The sequence below is a fragment of the Jiangella mangrovi genome (assembly GCF_014204975.1).
GTDB lineage: Bacteria > Actinomycetota > Actinomycetes > Jiangellales > Jiangellaceae > Jiangella > Jiangella mangrovi.
The window spans coordinates 2,912,588-2,928,867 of the sequence record NZ_JACHMM010000001.1; the positions used below are offsets into that span (position 1 = coordinate 2,912,588).

Genomic DNA, 16,280 nt, shown 5'->3' on the forward strand with positions numbered 1-16,280 from the left:
GGTCATGGGCTCGGATACAGCTCGATGTCGGCCTGGTGGGTGCCCAGCAGTTTCGCGTCGCCGGTGAGAAGGGGACAGGCGAGAAGCTCGGCGAGTGCGATGTATGCGGCGTCGTAGGCGGTGTAGTTGTGCCGTAGCTCCCACATGCGCCCGGCCAGCGCCGACCCTGGGATGCGCTCGATGTGCAGGTCGGCGAAGTCGGCCCTGATCTCGTCGGCCTGGGACGGCGACAATTTGTGTCCTAACGTGAGGCCGCGCAGGGCGTTGGCGACCTCGAAGTCGATGAGATGGGGCGCGTGCAGAACACGAGGCTCCGACAGGCGCTGGCGCAGGATCTCGTCGTGCTGTGCCTCTCCCAGGGCGTAGAGGACCAGCGAGGTGTCGACGACTATCGCGCTCATTCACCTCTCCCGGCGCGGGTCGCCGCGACGATGTCCGCCATCGTCAATCCTGCTGCCGGGCGTTGAGCGGCACGAGCAAGTACCTCGGCCACGGTCGGCTGCGCCGCGGCTTCGATGACCATGCGCCTGAGGTAGGACGCCAGGCTCATGCCCTCGGCCGCGGCGCGAATCCGCATCACATCGAGAGCGTCGACCGGGACGTCTCGGATCTGAATGGGCTTGGTCTCCATGCATGCAATGATAGCAATCTGCATGCATGCTGTCGACGGGCGCCAGCGCTTCCCTGAAGGGTTGGCCGGCGCCCGTCGAGGATCAGGCCGCGGGCTCGACGTCGAAGAGCTCGGCGTAGGACTCCATGAGCAGAGCGCGGCCCTTGACCTGCGCGATCACGTCCGGACCGGCCACGCCGTCGATGCCAGGGAGCTGGCCGGCGCCGCCCTCGGGGCCGAGCGGGATGGCGACCACCGGCGGCAGCTTCTGGTAGCTCGCCGCCTCGCCCTCGCCGTTGATCCGCGCGCGCAGGTTCGCCGCCAGCAGGTCGGCCTGCATCTTGGCGGTCGCCGCCATGTTGCGGTCGGCGTCGGCGATGTCGCCGATCGCGAAGACGTTCTCGTGGCCGGCGACCCGGAGCTGGTCGTCGACGCTCAGGTAGCCCAGGTGGTCGCGCGCCCCGGCCAGCGTGCCGCTCAGGAAGCCGGTCGCCGGTGTGACGCCGAACGCGCGGAACCAGATGTCGGCGCTGAGCTCCTCGCCCGCCTCGGTGCTCACGGTGACCGACGCCGCCGTCGCCGCCGGGGTGTCCGGCAGCGCGTGGAGCGGGCTGCCGAGCACCAGCTCGACGCCGAGCTTGTCGAGCTGGCGGCGCAGCTCCTCGCGCAGCTCCTGGTCGTACGGGCCGGGGAGGATGTCGTCGCCCATGTCGACGATGGTCACGGCCTTCTCCGGGAAGGAGGTCTTGATCTCGCCGGCCAGCTCGAGCCCGGCCGCGCCCGCGCCCACGACCAGCGCGCTGCCGGCCCCCAGGAGCGCGTGGTGCGCGTCGAGGAACTTCGCCCGCGCCGCCGTGACGTCGGGCTCGTCGGTCTTGGCCGGGAACGGGTAGGAGGAGCCGGTCGCGAGCACGATGTACTCCGGCCGGAGCACCTCGCCGGACGCCAGCGTGACGGCGGTGCCGTCGACGTCGACGGCGCGGTCGCGGACGAACCGGCCGTGCCGCAGCAGCCGGTCGTACGGCAGGAAGATCCGGTCCAGCCACTCCGGCTCCACCAGTGCGCGCCACGACGCGAGGTTGTGCAGGAACGTGTCGGACGGGTCGACCAGGGTCACCTCGGCCACGTCGTCGAGCGCCTTGGCGGCATTGATGCCGGCGAACCCGCCGCCGACGATGACGACGGAGGGGCGCGAGCCGTTGTTCTCGGACACGGAAAGCTCCTTGGAGAGTCGAAGCTACGAGCTGTCTCGTAGCAGCTTCGAAAATCGAAGCAATGATGCGCGCGCTAGTATTCCAGGCATGGCCGCGAGCGTTCGCACCACTCCCGATGTGGACGCCTGCCTGCGCAGCGACGAGGCACTCACCCGCGCCTTCCAGATCCTCGGCAAGCGCTGGAACGCCCTGGTCCTGGGCAGCCTGCAGACCGGCCCGGCCGGGTTCCGCGAGCTGTCCCGCGCCATCGACGGCGTCAGCGACTCCGTGCTGGCCGACCGGCTGGCCGAGCTCACGCAGCACGACCTCGTGCGCCGCCGCGTCGACGAAGGGCCGCCGGTGTCGGTGTCGTACGCGCTCACCGAGCGCGGTGAGGCGCTCATGCCCGCCCTCGGCGCCATCTCCGCCTGGGCCGTGCAGCACCTGCCGTCCGAGGCCGCCGAAGGCGCCGAGGTGTCAGCCGGCTGACGGCTCCGGCAGCGGCTGGGGCGGTGGCGGGCCCTCGTACCGCCCGGTGACGCGGACCCGCAGCGCGCGCTCGTCGTACTCCTCGAGCGCGTGCGCGATCCAGCCGGCGGTCCGCGCGACGGCGAGGATCGTCTCGCCCGCCTCGGGCGGCATCGCGGTCGCGACGGAGAGCGTCGCCAGCGCGAGGTCGATGTTGGCCGGCAGCGGCAGGTGCGTGGCGGCGGTCTCGGTGACGGCGCGCGCCGCGGCCAGCACGGGCTCGGCCTCGGGGACGGCCGCGAGCAGGTCGAACAGCAGCTCTGCGCGGGGATCGGTCTCGCGGTAGAGCCGGTGGCCCAGGCCGGGGATGCGCCGCCCGGCGCGCAGGTGCTCGGCGACCACCGTCCCGGCCCCGCGCTCGAGCACGTCGGTGAGCATGCGGTGGGCCAGCCCGCTGGCGGCGCCGTGCAACGGACCCTCCAGCGTCCCGAGCGCCGCCGACACGACGGCGTACGGATGCGCCCGCGCCGAGGCCGCCGTCCGCGCCGTGACGGTCGACGCCGCCAGCCCGTGGTCGATGAGCAGGACCAGCGCGGTGTCGAGGATCGCGACGGCGTCCGCGTCGGCCGGGCGGGCGGTGAGCCGCGGCCACAGCCGGGCGGCGATGCCGCCGGCCGCGCCCCCGGTCGTACCAGCGTCACCGGCAGCGCTGCCGGTGACGCGCGGGTCGTCGCGAGGGAGCGAGTCGGCGAAGGTGGCGATGAGGCCCCGGGTCGTCGCGGCCACGGTGCGCGGGCGCAGGTCGAACCGGACCGGGTCGACCGTGGCGGCCGCGACCGCCGCCACCCGGAGGCGGTCGACGAGGCCGGCCTGCGGCGGCAGCGCGGCGCCGGCGGCCCGGGCGGCGGCCAGCGCCTCGGCCGGCGCGGTGAACGTCACGCCCGGCTCGAGCGCGCCGGTCCACAGCCACCAGGCGACCTCCTCGAACCGGTACCGCCGGGCCAGCGCGATCGCGTCGACCCCGTGGTAGTGGTAGGCGTCGTCCTCGATGAGCGTGACCGCGCTGTAGACCGGCCCGGCGGCGTCCTGGGCGCGCGGCACCGGGCCGCCGGGCTCACCCCGTCGCCGATGGGCCAGCCGCTCGACCTGGTCAGGGTCGAACGTGCTGGCCCGCCCGCCCGGGCCGCGCCGGCTGCTCAGCAGCCCGCGGCTGACGTACGCGTACACCGTCTCGGGCTTCACCCCGAGACGCGCGGCGACCTGCTGGGTCGTCAGCCGCCGCTTCTGCGCCATCGCCCGTCCCCGTTCGCCCGGCATTGATGGAAATCAATATATCTACGATGTTGTCAATCATTGAGCGGAGGAGGAGATCATGGCTGCACAGGGTCCGGTGGAGGTGCCGCGCGGGCTGGCGGGAGTCGTCGTCACCGAGACGGCGCTCGGCGACGTCCGCGGCCTCGAGGGCTTCTACCACTACCGCGAGTACTCCGCCGTCGAGCTCGCCGCCACCCGCACGTTCGAGGACGTCTGGCACCTGATGCTCGTCGGCGACCTGCCGTCGGCGACCGACAGCGCCGCGTTCGCCCGCCGTGTCTCCGGCCTGCGCCGCCTGCCCGAGGAGGTGGCGGCCGCCCTGCCCGCCGTCGCCCGGGCCAGCGCGTCGTCGGGCCCGATGGCCGGGCTGCGCAGCGCGCTCTCGCTGACGGGGGCGGCCGCCGGGTTCGGCCCGCTCTACGACCTCACCGCCGACCAGCGCCGCGACGACGCGCTGCTGGCCGGCGCCGTCGTGCCGACCCTGCTCGCCGCGCTGTACCGGCTCGGGCAGGGGCTGGCGCCGGTCGAGCCGCGCGACGACCTCGGGCACGCGGCCAACTACCTGTACATGTTGACCGGACGCGAGCCCGCGCCGGAGCACGCCCGCGCCGTCGAGCGGTACCTCATCTCGACCATCGACCACGGCTTCAACGCCTCGACCTTCACCGCTCGCGTCATCGCGTCGACGGGGGCCGACCTCGCCGCCTGCCTGGTGGGCGGCGTCGCGGCGTTGTCCGGCCCGCTGCACGGCGGCGCGCCGAGCCGTGCGCTGGACACCCTGGACGAGATCGGGACCCCGGACCGCATCGAGTCGTGGGTGCGCGAGCGGGTGCTCGCCGGCGACCGGATCATGGGCTTCGGCCACCCGGTCTACCGCACCGAGGACCCGCGGTCGCGCATGCTCAAGGAGATCGCCCTGGGCTTCGGCGGCGAGCTGGTCGAGTTCGCGGTCGAGGTGGAACGGCAGGTCGAGGCGATCCTGGCCGAGCTCAAGCCCGGCCGCGAGCTGCACACCAACGTCGAGTTCTTCGCCGGCGTCGTCATGGAGCAGTGCGGGCTGCCGCGCTCGATGTTCACGCCCACGTTCGCCGTCGCCCGCGTGGTCGGCTGGACGGCGAACATCCTCGAGCAGGCGGCCGACAGCAAGATCATCCGGCCCGCCGCCCGCTACGTCGGCCCGCCTCCGCCCGTCCCGGTGCCCGCCGCCTGACCGGCGGCGGTCCCGGCAGAGGTCAGCCGGTGGTCGCCGTCACTCGATGACGATGGCGGCGACCTCGGCGACCGGCAGCGGGCCGTCGACCCACGGACTCTCGAGCGTGGTCGGCAGGCCGTCGAGCTCGAGCGGCGCGCCGTTGTTGGTGAACGCGATGCTGTAGACCAGCCGCATGCGCGCCGGGTAGCCGTCGGAGTGGTCGACGGAGGCGCGCGCGTACGTGTGCAGGCACTCGTCGCTCTCGTCGACGGCGAACGGGCACTCCATGACGCCGCTGCCGTCGCCGGGGTCGACCTCGATGCGGTCGGGCGTGGCGATGGCGTTGACGGCGCCGGTGGACTCGCCGACGACCTCACCGTCGGTGGGGCCGTCGGCCCAGTACCAGGTGGGAAGGTTGACGTAGGACTGCGTGGGCGGCGAGAAGGCCAGCGTGAAGTCGGGCGTGGCGATGCTGCCGAACGCCTGCCAGGCGAGGTCCCACAGGCTCGGCCCCTGATCCTCCGGCGGCTCGATCCACTGCCAGGTCCCCATGGGGTTGCTCGGGTAGCAGGTCACGTAGGTGACGATGTAACCCTCGCCCGGCGACGGCTCGCCGGCGAGGTTCTCCCACTCCGACTCCGGGTTGAGCGACGGGATGTTGCCCCAGCACGCTTCGGTGCCGTCGCACCAGCGCACGGCCGTGGGCGGGCCCTCGTCCTCGACCTGGCTGAGGTCGCAGGTCGGCTCGGCGTCGCCGCCACCGCCGTTGTCGCCGCCGTCGCCGTCGCCGTCGTCGCCCCCGGAGTCGCTGCAGTCCTCGACCCAGCTGTAGCCGCCGCCGGGGGCGGGCACCTGGACGAGCTCGCAGTCGGCCGACGCCGTGGACACCGCGACGAGCAGCGACGCGGCGACCACGGCCGCACCCACGAGCAGCCGCAGGAGGCCGCGTGCCATGGTCAGCATGTGATCGTCGCCTCCGTCTGGTCGACCAGCTCGTTGATCAGCCACTGGCCCTCGACCAGCTCGAGGTCGTAGACGCGGGGCTGTGAGCCGCCCAGCTCGCGGTCCTCGACCAGCTCGCCGTTGTAGTACACGTTCCAGGGGTCCTCGTCGACGCAGCTCTCGAGGCGCGCGGTGTCGCCGTCGACCGTCACCTGGGGCGGGCCGACGACGGGCGCGCCGTCGCGCGTGACGTTCGCGTCGACGAGGCCGCGGAGGTTGGCGATCTGCGTCTGCGCGATGACCTCGGTGGCGACCTGTTTCAGCGCCGCGTAGGACGCGGCCTCGTCCTGGGCGTTCTCCATGGCGACGACGGTGTCCCAGTAGGCCTGGTACTGCGTCTCGATGGCCGCGACCGCCTCGGCGTCGGGGTCTTCGGTGGGGGTGGGCTCGGCGGTTTCGGTGCCCGGCGCGGTGGTGGTCTCGAGGCCCTCGGGTTCGTCGCCACCGCCGTTGCACGCGGCGAGCAGGAGCACCGCCGCGGCCAGGAATGGCAGGCTGGCGCGACTCGGCGTCATGACCCGGATCCTATCCATACGTCACGACAAGGCAACTCGGGTGTCCGAAGAGTCCCGAAGAGCCCGATGAAAGCTTACTGCAAGTCTTGCAAGAGCCGGCCGTCCTCGTTAGCGTCTCGGGCACCGTGACATCGCCGTCCGCCCCGGGAGTGCCCGATGCCGACCCTGCCACCCCGCCGCCTCCTCGCCCTCGCCGCCTCCCTGGGCCTCGCCGCGACCGCCCTGACCGCCGCGGCGGCCACCCCCGCCGTCGCCGACCACACGCCGCCGCCGAGCGCCGTCACGCTGGTCGGCAGCCTGCAGAGCGAGCTGGGCTGCGCAGGTGACTGGGACCCGGCCTGCGCGGCCACCGAGCTGACGCTCACCGCGCCGGGCGCCACGACCTACGCGCACGCCGTCGACCTCCCTGCCGGGAGCTACGAGTTCAAGGTCGCCCTCAACGGCGGCTGGGACGAGAACTACGGCGCCGGCGGCGTCGCGAACGGCCCGAACCTGCCGCTCGTGCTGGAGGCGGCGGCCGAGGTGACGTTCTCCTACGACCACGCGTCGCACCGGATCGCCGTCGCGCCCACGAACCCGCAGCCCGGCCTCACCCCCGAGGACCGCGAGCTGGCCGGGGACAGCCTGCGCACCGGCCTGACCGACGAGCGGTTCTACTTCGTCATGGCCGACCGGTTCGACAACGGCGACCCGGCGAACGACACCGGCGGCTACACCGTCCCGCCCGGCACCGCGGAGCCGCGGCTCGTTCACGGCCTCGACCCGGCGGACAAGGGCTTCTACCACGGCGGCGACATCGCCGGGATCCTGCGCCGCCTCGACTACATCGAGGACCTGGGCATCACAGCGGTCTGGATGACGCCGTCGTTCAAGAACCGGCCGGTACAGGGCAGCGGCGCCGACGTGAGCGCCGGCTACCACGGCTACTGGATCACCGACTTCACCCAGATCGACCCGCACCTGGGCACCAACGAGGAGCTGCGGCAGCTCGTCGACGAGGCACACGCGCGCGGCATCAAGGTGTTCTTCGACATCATCACCAACCACACCGCCGACGTCATCGACTACGAGGAGGGCGCCTACACCTACATCCCGAAGAGCGAGGCCCCGTACCGGGACGCCGCCGGCACCGTCTTCGACGACTCCGAGTACGCGGCCGGCGACACGTTCCCGGAGCTGGACCCGCAGACGTCGTTCCCGTACACACCGTTCTTCCGCACGCCCGAGGACGAGACGGTCAAGGTCCCGGCCTGGCTCAACGACCCGACGCTCTACCACAACCGCGGCAACGCGGCCTTCGACGGCAGCGAGGGCGACCTGTACGGCGACTTCGTCGGCCTCGACGACCTGTTCACCGAGCAGCCCACCGTCCGCGACGGCATGATCGACGTCTACCGGTACTGGGCGGCGTTCGGCATCGACGGGTTCCGCATCGACACCGTCAAGCATGTCAACATGGAGTTCTGGCAGAAGTTCGCGCCCGAGGTCCTCGACTCCGCGCACGAGTCCGGCGCCGACGACTTCTTCATGTTCGGCGAGGTCTACGACGCCAACCCGGCGGCGATGTCGCGCTACACGACTGAGGGCGGGCTGCAGGCCACCATCGACTTCGGCTTCCAGGCCCGCGCGCAGGGCTTCGCGACCGGTCGCCCGACGACGGAGCTGCGCGACCTGTTCGCCGGCGACGACTACTACACCGACCCGGACTCCAACGCGTACTCGCTGCCGACCTTCCTCGGCAACCACGACATGGGCCGCATCGGGATGTTCGTCCAGGACACCGGGGTCGCGCCGGACGAACAGCTGGACCGGAGCCTGCTCGCGCACGACCTCATGTACCTGACCCGCGGCCAGCCGGTCGTCTACTACGGCGACGAGCAGGGCTTCACCGGCGACGGCGGCGACAAGGACGCCCGCCAGGACATGTTCCCGAGCGAGGTCGCCAGCTACAACGACGACGACCTCATCGGCACCGACGCCACCACGGCCGAGGAGAACTTCGACCCGGACCACCCGATCTACCGGCGCCTGGCCGAGCTGTCCGCACTGCGCGACGAGCACCCGGCGCTGGCCGACGGTGCGCAGCTCCACCGCTACGCGAGCGACGACGCCGGGGTGTACGCGTTCAGCCGCATCGACCGCGAGGAGCAGGTCGAGTACGTCGTCGCGACCAACAACTCGACGACCGCGCAGACGGTGAGCTTCGCGACCCTCAACCCGCGGACGACGTTCCAGCCGGTCTGGTCGAGTGGGGGCGACGACGGCGTCAGCCTGCGGTCCGACGCGACCGGCCGGGTCACCGTCACGGTCCCGCCGCTGTCCGCCGTCGTCTGGCAGGCGCCGAAGCCGCTGAAGAAGTCGAAGGACGCCCCGGCGGTGCACTTCCGCACACCCGGTCCCGGCGGCATCGTCGGCGGCCGCGCCGAGGTCGGCGTCTCGGTGCCCGACGGCGGGTTCAACCAGGTCACACTGGCGTGGCGGCCGCTCGGGACGCCGGACTGGCAGGTGCTGGGCACCGACGACAACGCCCCGTACCGGGTCTTCCACGACGTGACCGGGCTCGCGCACGGCACGCTGGTCGAGTACCGCGCCGTGCTGAAGGACCACTCCGGCCACCTGTCGGTGGCGTCGACGTACGGCGTCGTCGGCGAGCCGCAGGACGAGGGCGAGGAGCCGGGCGGCGGCGGCCCCGTCGAGCAGCCGGACCGCGTCACCGTCCCCGGCAGTCTGAACAGCGAGATGGGCTGCGCCGGCGACTGGGACCCGGCCTGTGCGCAGGCCGGCCTCACGCTGGACGCCAAGGACGACGTCTGGAAGGGCACGTTCGGACTGCCCGCCGGTGACTTCGAGTACAAGGCCGCCATCGACGGCTCCTGGGCGGAGAACTACGGCCTCGGCGCCCGCCGCGACGGCCCGAACATCCCGCTGCCGCTGGCCGCGGCCGGCGACGTCACCTTCTACTACGACCACGCGACGCACTGGGTCACCAGCGACGCGCAGGACCCGATCGTCACCGTGCCGGGCTCGTTCCAGTCCGAACTCGGCTGCCCGGGCGACTGGGACCCGTCCTGCATGCGCTCGTGGCTCAAGGACCCCGACGGCGACGGCGTCTACACGCTGTCGACGACGGGGCTCGCGGCGGGCTCGTACGAGGCCAAGGTCACCCACGGCCTGAGCTTCGACGAGAACTGGGGCGCGGGTGGCACGCCGGATGGCGCGAACATCCCGTTCAGCGTCCCGGCCGGCGCGCGCACGACGTTCAGCTACGACGTCGCCACCCACGTGCTGACGGTGACCGCGTCGGCCGCGGAGTCGCAGGCCGACCTCACCCAGCAGAAGGCGCACTGGCTGCAGCGCGGCCTGCTCGCGTGGGACCTGCCGGCGGCCGCCGCGGACTGGAGCTTCCGGCTGCACGCGGCGCCGTCGGGCGGGCTGGGGATCGACGCCGAGGCGGTGACCGGCGGGACGTCGTACCCGTTGACGCTCGACGGCGACGGCCTGCCGGAGGACGTGCGGGACGCGTATCCGCACCTCGCGGCCTACGACGCGCTTCGGCTGGGCGACGTCAAGGACCTCGAGGAGATCCTCACCGGGCAGGTCGCCGTCGCCGCGTACGACGACCTCGGCCGGCTGGTCGACGCTACCGGGATCCAGCTGCCCGGCGTGCTGGACGACGTCTACGCCGGCGCCGCCGACCGCGAGCTGGGCGTCGTCTGGCACGGCCGCCGTCCGGACATCGCGCTCTGGGCGCCGACGGCCAAGCACGTCGATCTGCTGCTGACGCTGCCCGGGTCGGCGACGGAGCAGACGATCGCGATGCGCCGCGACCGCGACGGCGTCTGGACCGCCCGCGGCAACCCGCGCTGGGCCGGCGCGGCGTACGCGTTCGCGGTGCAGGTGTACGTGCCGGCGACGGACGCCGTCGAGACCAATGTCGTCACCGACCCGTACAGCCTGGCGTTGACGACGAACTCGGAGCGGTCGCTGGTGGTGGACCTGGCCGATCCGGCGCTGGCGCCGCAGGGATGGTCGTCGCTGGTCAAACCGGCACTCGCGCAGCCCGAGGACTCCGCGATCTACGAGCTGCACGTCCGCGACTTCTCGATCGGCGACCCCTCGGTAGCGGAGGGGTCGCGCGGCACGTACCTCGCGTTCACCGACGCCGACGGTGCGGGCATGCGGCACCTGTCGGCGCTCGCGGACGCCGGACTGAACACCGTCCACCTGCTGCCGGTCTTCGACCTCGCGACGGTGGACGAGAACCGGGCCGCCCAGGCCGTCCCGGACTGCGATCTCGAGGCGCTGACCGCCGCCGACCCGGCCGGGACGGCCCAGCAGGAGTGCGTCACCGCCGTCGCCGGACAGGACGGCTTCAACTGGGGCTACGACCCGCTGCACTACACCGTCCCGGAGGGCTCGTACGCCACCGACCCGGAGGGGCCCGGGCGCACCCGCGAGTTCCGCGAGATGGTCGCCGCGCTCAACGGCGCCGGGCTGCGGGTCGTCATGGACGTCGTCTACAACCACACCCACGCCGCCGGGCAGGACGAGAAGTCGGTGCTGGACCGGATCGTGCCCGGCTACTACCAGCGGCTCTCCGCCACGGGCACGGTCGAGACGTCCACGTGCTGTGCCAATACGGCGTCGGAGCACGCGATGATGGAGAAGCTGATCGTCGACTCCGTCGTCACCTGGGCGCGCGACTACAAGGTCGACGGGTTCCGCTTCGACCTCATGGGCCACCACAGCCGGGCGACCATGGAGCGCGTGCGCGACGCCCTGGACGCGCTGACGGTGGCGCGCGACGGCGTCGACGGGTCGTCGGTCTACGTCTACGGCGAGGGCTGGAACTTCGGCGAGGTCGCGGACAACGCCCGGTTCCGTCAGGCCACGCAGCTGGAGCTGTTTGGCGCCGGCATCGGCACGTTCAGCGACCGGCTGCGCGACGGCGTCCGCGGCGGCGGCCCGTTCGACGAGGACCCGCGGCTGCAGGGCTTCGGCAGCGGCCTGTTCACCGACCCGAACGGCGCGGCGGTGAACGGGTCCGAGGCCGAGCAGCGCGCGCGGCTGCTGCAGCACCAGGACATGATCAAGGTCGGGCTGACCGGCAACCTGCGCGACTACCGATTCGTCGACAGCAGCGGCGCGACCGTCACCGGCGCCGACGTCGACTACAACGGCTCGCCCGCCGGCTACACCGCCGACCCGGCCGAGGTCATCACGTACGTCGACGCGCACGACAACGAGACGCTGTACGACGCCCTGGCGTACAAGCTGCCGGCCGACACCCCCATGGCCGACCGGGTCCGGATGAACGTGCTCTCGCTGGCCACGACGGCGCTCGGCCAGGGCCCGTCGTTCTGGCACGCGGGCGCGGACCTGCTGCGGTCGAAGTCGCTGGACCGCAACTCCTACGACTCCGGCGACTGGTTCAACCGGATCGACTGGACCGGGCAGTCCAGCACCTTCGGGTCGGGGCTGCCGCCGGCGACGGACAACGAGGCGAAGTGGGACTTCATGCGGCCGCTGCTGGCGTCTGCTTCCGTGAAGCCGGGGGCGGAGGACATGGGGACGGCGACGGCGATGGCGCAGGACCTGCTCCGGCTGAGGTTCTCGTCGCCGCTGTTCCGGCTCGGGTCGGCCGAGTTGGTGCAGGAGCGGCTGACCTTCGGCGCCGCCGAGCCGGGGGTGATCGTCATGCAGCTCGACGACCGGTCCGGGACCGACCTGGACCCGGACCGGGAGCGGCTGGTCGTCGTCTTCAACGCGACGCCGTCGGCCCAGACGGTGACGGTCGACGACGGCGTGAGCCTGCGGCTGCACCCCGTCCAGGCCGCCGGAGCCGACGCCGTCGTGCGGGCGTCTTCCGTGGGAGCCGGCGGGGTCACCGTTCCCGCACGGACGGTCGCGGTGTTCGAGCAGCCGTGACCGGGCGATCGGAGAGGTGCCGGGCGACGTGCTCCGCGTCGGCCCCGGCGCCGCCGACCAGCATGGAGCTGAACGCGCTCTGGAACGCCAGACCGGTGAAGTACAGGCCGGGCGACGACGGCACGACGCCGCGCTCCTCGAGCGGCCAGCCGTCGTCGCCCAGGACCGTCGCCGGCAGCCTGATCCAGCCGTAGTCCTGCCGGAACCCGGTGCACCACACGATCGACGCGACGTCCAGCACCCGGCCGCCGTCGAGCACGGGCTTCCCGTCGCGCACGCCGGCGACGCGCTCGGTGACCCGCTCGACCCCGGCCGCCTCGAGGTCGCCGGCCCGGACTCGCAGCAGCGGGCCGCCATGGGTGCGGATCTCCGGGCGCATCTTCCGCCCGATGGGCGTGCGCAGCGTGAACACGTGCTGGGCCAGGAACCAGAGCACCGGGAGTGCGGTCCGCGCCCGGCGCGACTCCAGCGGGACCGGGAGCTGCCCGGTGCCGCGGCCGGCCAGGATGGTGTGGTGGTCGCGGGCGGCCTCGATCGCGATGTCCGCCCCCGAGTGCGACGCCCCGACGACCAGGACGGGGCCCGGTGGCAGCTGGTCCGGGCGCAGGTACTGCGTGGAGTGCAGCTGCGCGATGGCCGGGTCCAGCTCGGTGCTGAACTCTGGAATGTGGGAGCGAGTGCCGAACGTCCCCGTCGCGACGACGACGTTGTCCGCGGTGAACCGCCTTTCCCCACAGTCGACGACGTAACCGCCAGTGCCGTTGCCGCTGGTCAGTGACTCGACGCGGACGTCGTGCTCGATCGGCAGCTCGAACCGGGCCGCATAGGACTCCAGATAGTCCGCGACCTCGTCCTTCGTCGGGAACGCCCCGCCGGGCCCGGGGAACCGCATCCCCGGCAGCCCGTCGTAGCGCGCCGGACTGTACAGCCGCAGCGTGTCCCAGTGCCGCCGCCAGTTGTCCCCGGTCCGCGCGCGGTCGTCCAGGATCAGGAACGGCCGGTTCCTCCGCTTCAGGTGGTAGCCGACGCTCAGCCCCGCCTGCCCGCCCCCGACCACGATCGTCTCGATGTGCTGCTCCATGACGCCCTCCCCATGCCGTTCCGGCAGGTCAGGCCTTCGACGCTAGGGCTGACGGCGTGTGGTGCGCGTCGGGCGAACCATGCATCTTCCGCTGGCGGGCGCATGAGTAGTTCTGTGTAGGCCGGGGTTCGTGGGTTGGCGGGGGAGTCTGGCGACGGGTGGGGTCGGTGGCCTCGGACCCAGGTCGCTGCTGGTCTGGTGTCACGTGCTGGTCTGGTGTCACGCGAAACGGCCGCTCTGGGCCCGCACACGTGACGGAGAACCAGGACGTGACGTGAGACCAGGACCTCGACGATGGCGAGGCGTGCACGGGGAGCCCACCCCACCACCCCGGCGGAACCTCACACCAACCCGTGCTCGTACGCATACGCCGTCGCCGCAGCTCGGGACGAGACGTTCAGCTTGGTGAAGATGTTCGCGACGTGCCGCGCGACCGTCTTCTCGCTCAGCACCAGCTCTGCGGCGACAGCTCTATTGGTCCGCCCCGCCGCGACCAGCCGCAGCACCTCACGCTCCCGCGGCGTCAACGCGACCCCGGCGCCGGGCACCCGGGCGCCGAGCCGCCCCAGCCGGTCGAGGTCCGGCCGCGCCGACAGCTCGCCGAACGTGACGGCGGCGGCGTCGAGCTCCATGCGCGCGGCGTCGTCGTCGCCGAGCTCGCGGCAGGCCAACCCGACCAGCACTCGCGACCGGGCGGCTTCGTAGGGCGACTCCGCCTCCTGCCAGCCGGCCCACGCGTGCCGCGCCGCAGCGAGCCCCCCGGCCCCGTCCGCGGCGCTGAGCAGCACCGACGCCGTCGCGTACGACGACATCGCGGCCAGCACCGGCACCCGGATCGCGCCAGCCAGCTCGGCGAGCTCAGCACACGCGGACCGTGCTCCTGCCAGATCGCCCGCCGCCAGCAGTGCCTCCGTCAGCGCCGCCAGCAGTTCCGGACGGGCCAACGGTCGCGCCGCCTCGTCCACCGCCCGCCGCAGCCCGGCGACCGCCGCCGGCACGCGGCCCTGCGCCAGCCGGAGCAGGCCGAGCCCGGGCTGCGGGTCCAGGCCGCCCGCGCCGGCCAGCCGGTATGCGTCCTCGGCGGCGGCGACCTCGCCGCGTAGCCGGTACAGCTCGGCCCGTTCGTAGTGGGCGGGGCCGGCGGCCGGCTGACCGGGCGGGTCGGAGAGCCGGGTGCAGGCGCGGCCGGCCTCGTCCAGAGCGTCCTGCCAGGCGCCCTGGACCCGCAGGACGTGCAGGCGGTGCACCTGGCACTCGCCGCGGAACTGCACGAGGTCCGGCTGCGCGTCGCACCAGCGGCTCAGCGCCGCCGTCCACTCACGGGCCCGGCGCACGTCGAACGTCGCCCGGCAGGCGTCGATGACCGTGCAGTAGACGATGCCCGTGAGCAGCGGCCCCACCTCGCCCGCGGTGACGGCGACCATGACCTCGTCGAGCAGGCCGACGCCGTCGGCGACCTTGCCGAGCTCGACCAGGGTGCGCCCGCGGCCCATGCGGGCGAGGACGACGAGGTCGGGGTCGTGGTGGCGCTGCCCGACGGCGGCCGCCTCGGCGAACATCTCCACGGCCACCGCGGGCTCGACGGGCGCCGTCTCGCGGGCCCGCGCCGCGAGCAGGTAGCCCGCCTCGGCGCAGTCGCGGCCGCACTCGTCCAGGAGCCGGTCGGCGCGGGCCAGCCAGCCGCTCGCCCGGGCGAGCTCGCCCTCGTTCGCCAGCACCGTGGCCAGCCAGAACGCGCACCGGACGGCGGGCAGCGGCCGTTCCTCGCGCAGGAGCGCGTGGTACGCCCGCTCCTGCACCGCCACGCTCGCGGCGTCGTGGCCGGCGAGGAACGCCGACACCGCCAGCAGCACCAGGTCGTCCGTCGGCAGCGGCGACCCGGCGTCCGCCGCCGTGAGCTGCGCGTACGCCTCGGCCCAGGCCCGCGCCTCGAACGCGGCCCGGCCCCGTCCCCGTACGTCGATCGTCGTCATGAGCGCCCCCGTGAGCCGCTCGGGCCGTCCTCCCAGCCACGCTACTCGCGCCCGGCCCGGGGGAGAATGCTCCGCATGGTCGTTGCCGAGGAGATCCCCACCCGGGCCGGCGTGCTGACGGCGCTGCCGGTCGCCACCCTCACCTCGGACCAGGCGGCCGACGCGATGAGCCGGTCGTTCGAGGGGTACCTCGTGCCGATCAGCATGGACGGGCCCGCGTTCGAGCGGCGGTTCGGCCCCGAGCACCTCGACCGCTACCTCAGCGAGGTCTACACCGCGGACGGCGAGCTCGTCGGCATCAGCCTGGTGACCCGGCGGGGGACGACGGCGCGCATCGGCGGGTTCGGCTGCACCCCGGCCTACCGCGGCCGGGGCGTGGGCCGGGCGCTCATGGACCGCGCGGTCCGCCGCTGCACCGAGGCCGGGGCCACGACGCTGACGCTCGAGGTCATCGTGGGCAACGCCGCGGCGCAGGGGCTGTACGAGAAGCTCGGGTTCCGCGTCGCCCGCACGCTGGTCGGCTACCGCTGGGAGCCGACGGGCGCGGAGCCGGCCATCGCGGAACCGCAGCTGTCGCCGTCACCCCATGGATTGACGGAGATCGACCCCGTCCGGTTCGCCCGCGGGCTCTCGCTCGACGGCGCCCAGCCGCCCTGGCAGCTGGCCCCGGAGACGCTGGCCGCCGCCGTCCCGCCACGCCGTGCCTACGCCCTCGGGCCCGCAACGGCGCTGGTCGGCGTGACCGAGGACGCGGTGTCGGTGGTCGCCGTCCACACCGATCCGGCCGCGCGCCGGCAGGGGCACGCCCGGGCGCTGCTGGGCGCGCTGCGCGCCACATTCCCGGGCCGGAACTGGGTCGTCCCGGCCATCGTGCCCGAGGACGCCGGGGCGGCCTTCTTCGCCGCGACCGGCTGGGTTCGCGCCGACCTGGCTCAGTATGAGATGGTGCGTGCGAACCCGTTTTGACCATGCGGCTTCAGCGCGGGTATTCTGTCGTGTCGTTG

The 16,280-nt window shown here is 73.1% G+C and carries 12 protein-coding genes; 4 read left to right on the plus strand and 8 right to left on the minus strand.

Annotated features, from left to right (window positions below; genetic code table 11):
* Positions 1 to 2 precede the first annotated feature (2 nt).
* The 3 genes from HD601_RS13690 to HD601_RS13700 form a co-directional block, all read right to left on the minus strand.
* Positions 3 to 401 (minus strand): type II toxin-antitoxin system VapC family toxin, encoded by a 399-nt coding sequence (locus HD601_RS13690; protein ID WP_184822682.1) that lies wholly within the window; start codon positions 399 to 401, stop codon positions 3 to 5.
* Positions 398 to 631 carry a hypothetical protein gene (locus HD601_RS13695; protein WP_184822684.1) on the minus strand — a complete coding sequence of 78 codons (234 nt, stop codon included), beginning with the start codon at positions 629 to 631 and terminating at the stop codon, positions 398 to 400. Before HD601_RS13695 ends, HD601_RS13690 begins: the two co-directional genes overlap by 4 nt.
* A gap of 82 nt (positions 632 to 713) precedes the next feature.
* Complete coding sequence (locus HD601_RS13700; RefSeq protein WP_184822686.1) at positions 714 to 1,823, minus strand: FAD-dependent oxidoreductase; 1,110 nt, start codon at positions 1,821 to 1,823, stop codon at positions 714 to 716.
* An 88-nt stretch (positions 1,824 to 1,911) separates the two neighbouring features.
* Here HD601_RS13700 and HD601_RS13705 point away from each other — a divergent pair, with 88 nt between their 5' ends.
* Positions 1,912 to 2,292: a winged helix-turn-helix transcriptional regulator gene (locus HD601_RS13705; RefSeq protein ID WP_184822688.1), complete on the plus strand. Its 381-nt coding sequence runs from the start codon at positions 1,912 to 1,914 to the stop codon at positions 2,290 to 2,292.
* Here HD601_RS13705 and HD601_RS13710 read toward each other — a convergent pair.
* Positions 2,281 to 3,564 (minus strand): citrate/2-methylcitrate synthase, encoded by a 1,284-nt coding sequence (locus HD601_RS13710; RefSeq protein WP_221440947.1) that lies wholly within the window; start codon positions 3,562 to 3,564, stop codon positions 2,281 to 2,283. The genes HD601_RS13705 and HD601_RS13710 overlap by 12 nt on opposite strands.
* Positions 3,565 to 3,643: 79 nt before the next feature.
* On the opposite strand from HD601_RS13710, the gene HD601_RS13715 reads away from it, so the two are divergent.
* Entirely contained in the window at positions 3,644 to 4,795 is a 1,152-nt protein-coding gene (locus HD601_RS13715) for a citrate synthase/methylcitrate synthase (RefSeq protein WP_184822692.1), read from the plus strand.
* Positions 4,796 to 4,834: 39 nt separating this feature from the next.
* Here HD601_RS13715 and HD601_RS13720 read toward each other — a convergent pair whose 3' ends face one another.
* Both HD601_RS13720 and HD601_RS13725 read right to left on the minus strand, forming a co-directional pair.
* Entirely contained in the window at positions 4,835 to 5,731 is an 897-nt protein-coding gene (locus HD601_RS13720) for a hypothetical protein (protein ID WP_184822694.1), read from the minus strand.
* A gap of 2 nt (positions 5,732 to 5,733) precedes the next feature.
* Positions 5,734 to 6,294: a hypothetical protein gene (locus HD601_RS13725; RefSeq protein WP_184822696.1), complete on the minus strand. Its 561-nt coding sequence runs from the start codon at positions 6,292 to 6,294 to the stop codon at positions 5,734 to 5,736.
* Between the two features lie 156 nt (positions 6,295 to 6,450).
* Between HD601_RS13725 and pulA the strand changes: the two genes are divergently transcribed.
* Positions 6,451 to 12,222: a pullulanase-type alpha-1,6-glucosidase gene (pulA, locus tag HD601_RS13730; RefSeq protein WP_184822697.1), complete on the plus strand. Its 5,772-nt coding sequence runs from the start codon at positions 6,451 to 6,453 to the stop codon at positions 12,220 to 12,222.
* On the opposite strand, the gene HD601_RS13735 is transcribed toward pulA, so the two are convergent.
* A complete protein-coding gene (locus HD601_RS13735; protein ID WP_184822698.1) occupies positions 12,179 to 13,303 on the minus strand; it encodes a flavin-containing monooxygenase in 1,125 nt (374 codons plus the stop codon). The genes pulA and HD601_RS13735 overlap by 44 nt on opposite strands.
* A 341-nt stretch (positions 13,304 to 13,644) precedes the next feature.
* Positions 13,645 to 15,276 carry a helix-turn-helix transcriptional regulator gene (locus tag HD601_RS13740; protein WP_184822699.1) on the minus strand — a complete coding sequence of 544 codons (1,632 nt, stop codon included), beginning with the start codon at positions 15,274 to 15,276 and terminating at the stop codon, positions 13,645 to 13,647.
* 75 nt (positions 15,277 to 15,351) lie between these two features.
* On the opposite strand from HD601_RS13740, the gene HD601_RS13745 reads away from it, so the two are divergent.
* Positions 15,352 to 16,242 (plus strand): GNAT family N-acetyltransferase, encoded by an 891-nt coding sequence (locus tag HD601_RS13745; RefSeq protein WP_184822700.1) that lies wholly within the window; start codon positions 15,352 to 15,354, stop codon positions 16,240 to 16,242.
* Positions 16,243 to 16,280: the final 38 nt, after the last annotated feature.

Excerpts from the sequence above, each read along its gene's own strand:
- HD601_RS13735 (WP_184822698.1), bottom strand. The coding sequence starts at position 13,303 with ATGGAGCAGCACATCGAGACGATCGTGGTCGGGGGCGGGCAGGCGGGG.
- HD601_RS13740 (WP_184822699.1), bottom strand. The coding sequence starts at position 15,276 with ATGACGACGATCGACGTACGGGGACGGGGCCGGGCCGCGTTCGAGGCG.
- HD601_RS13705 (WP_184822688.1), top strand. The coding sequence starts at position 1,912 with ATGGCCGCGAGCGTTCGCACCACTCCCGATGTGGACGCCTGCCTGCGC.
- HD601_RS13695 (WP_184822684.1), bottom strand. The coding sequence starts at position 631 with ATGGAGACCAAGCCCATTCAGATCCGAGACGTCCCGGTCGACGCTCTC.
- HD601_RS13715 (WP_184822692.1), top strand. The coding sequence starts at position 3,644 with ATGGCTGCACAGGGTCCGGTGGAGGTGCCGCGCGGGCTGGCGGGAGTC.
- HD601_RS13725 (WP_184822696.1), bottom strand. The coding sequence starts at position 6,294 with ATGACGCCGAGTCGCGCCAGCCTGCCATTCCTGGCCGCGGCGGTGCTC.
- HD601_RS13720 (WP_184822694.1), bottom strand. The coding sequence starts at position 5,731 with ATGGCACGCGGCCTCCTGCGGCTGCTCGTGGGTGCGGCCGTGGTCGCC.
- HD601_RS13745 (WP_184822700.1), top strand. The coding sequence starts at position 15,352 with ATGGTCGTTGCCGAGGAGATCCCCACCCGGGCCGGCGTGCTGACGGCG.
- pulA (WP_184822697.1), top strand. The coding sequence starts at position 6,451 with ATGCCGACCCTGCCACCCCGCCGCCTCCTCGCCCTCGCCGCCTCCCTG.
- HD601_RS13690 (WP_184822682.1), bottom strand. The coding sequence starts at position 401 with ATGAGCGCGATAGTCGTCGACACCTCGCTGGTCCTCTACGCCCTGGGA.
- HD601_RS13710 (WP_221440947.1), bottom strand. The coding sequence starts at position 3,564 with ATGGCGCAGAAGCGGCGGCTGACGACCCAGCAGGTCGCCGCGCGTCTC.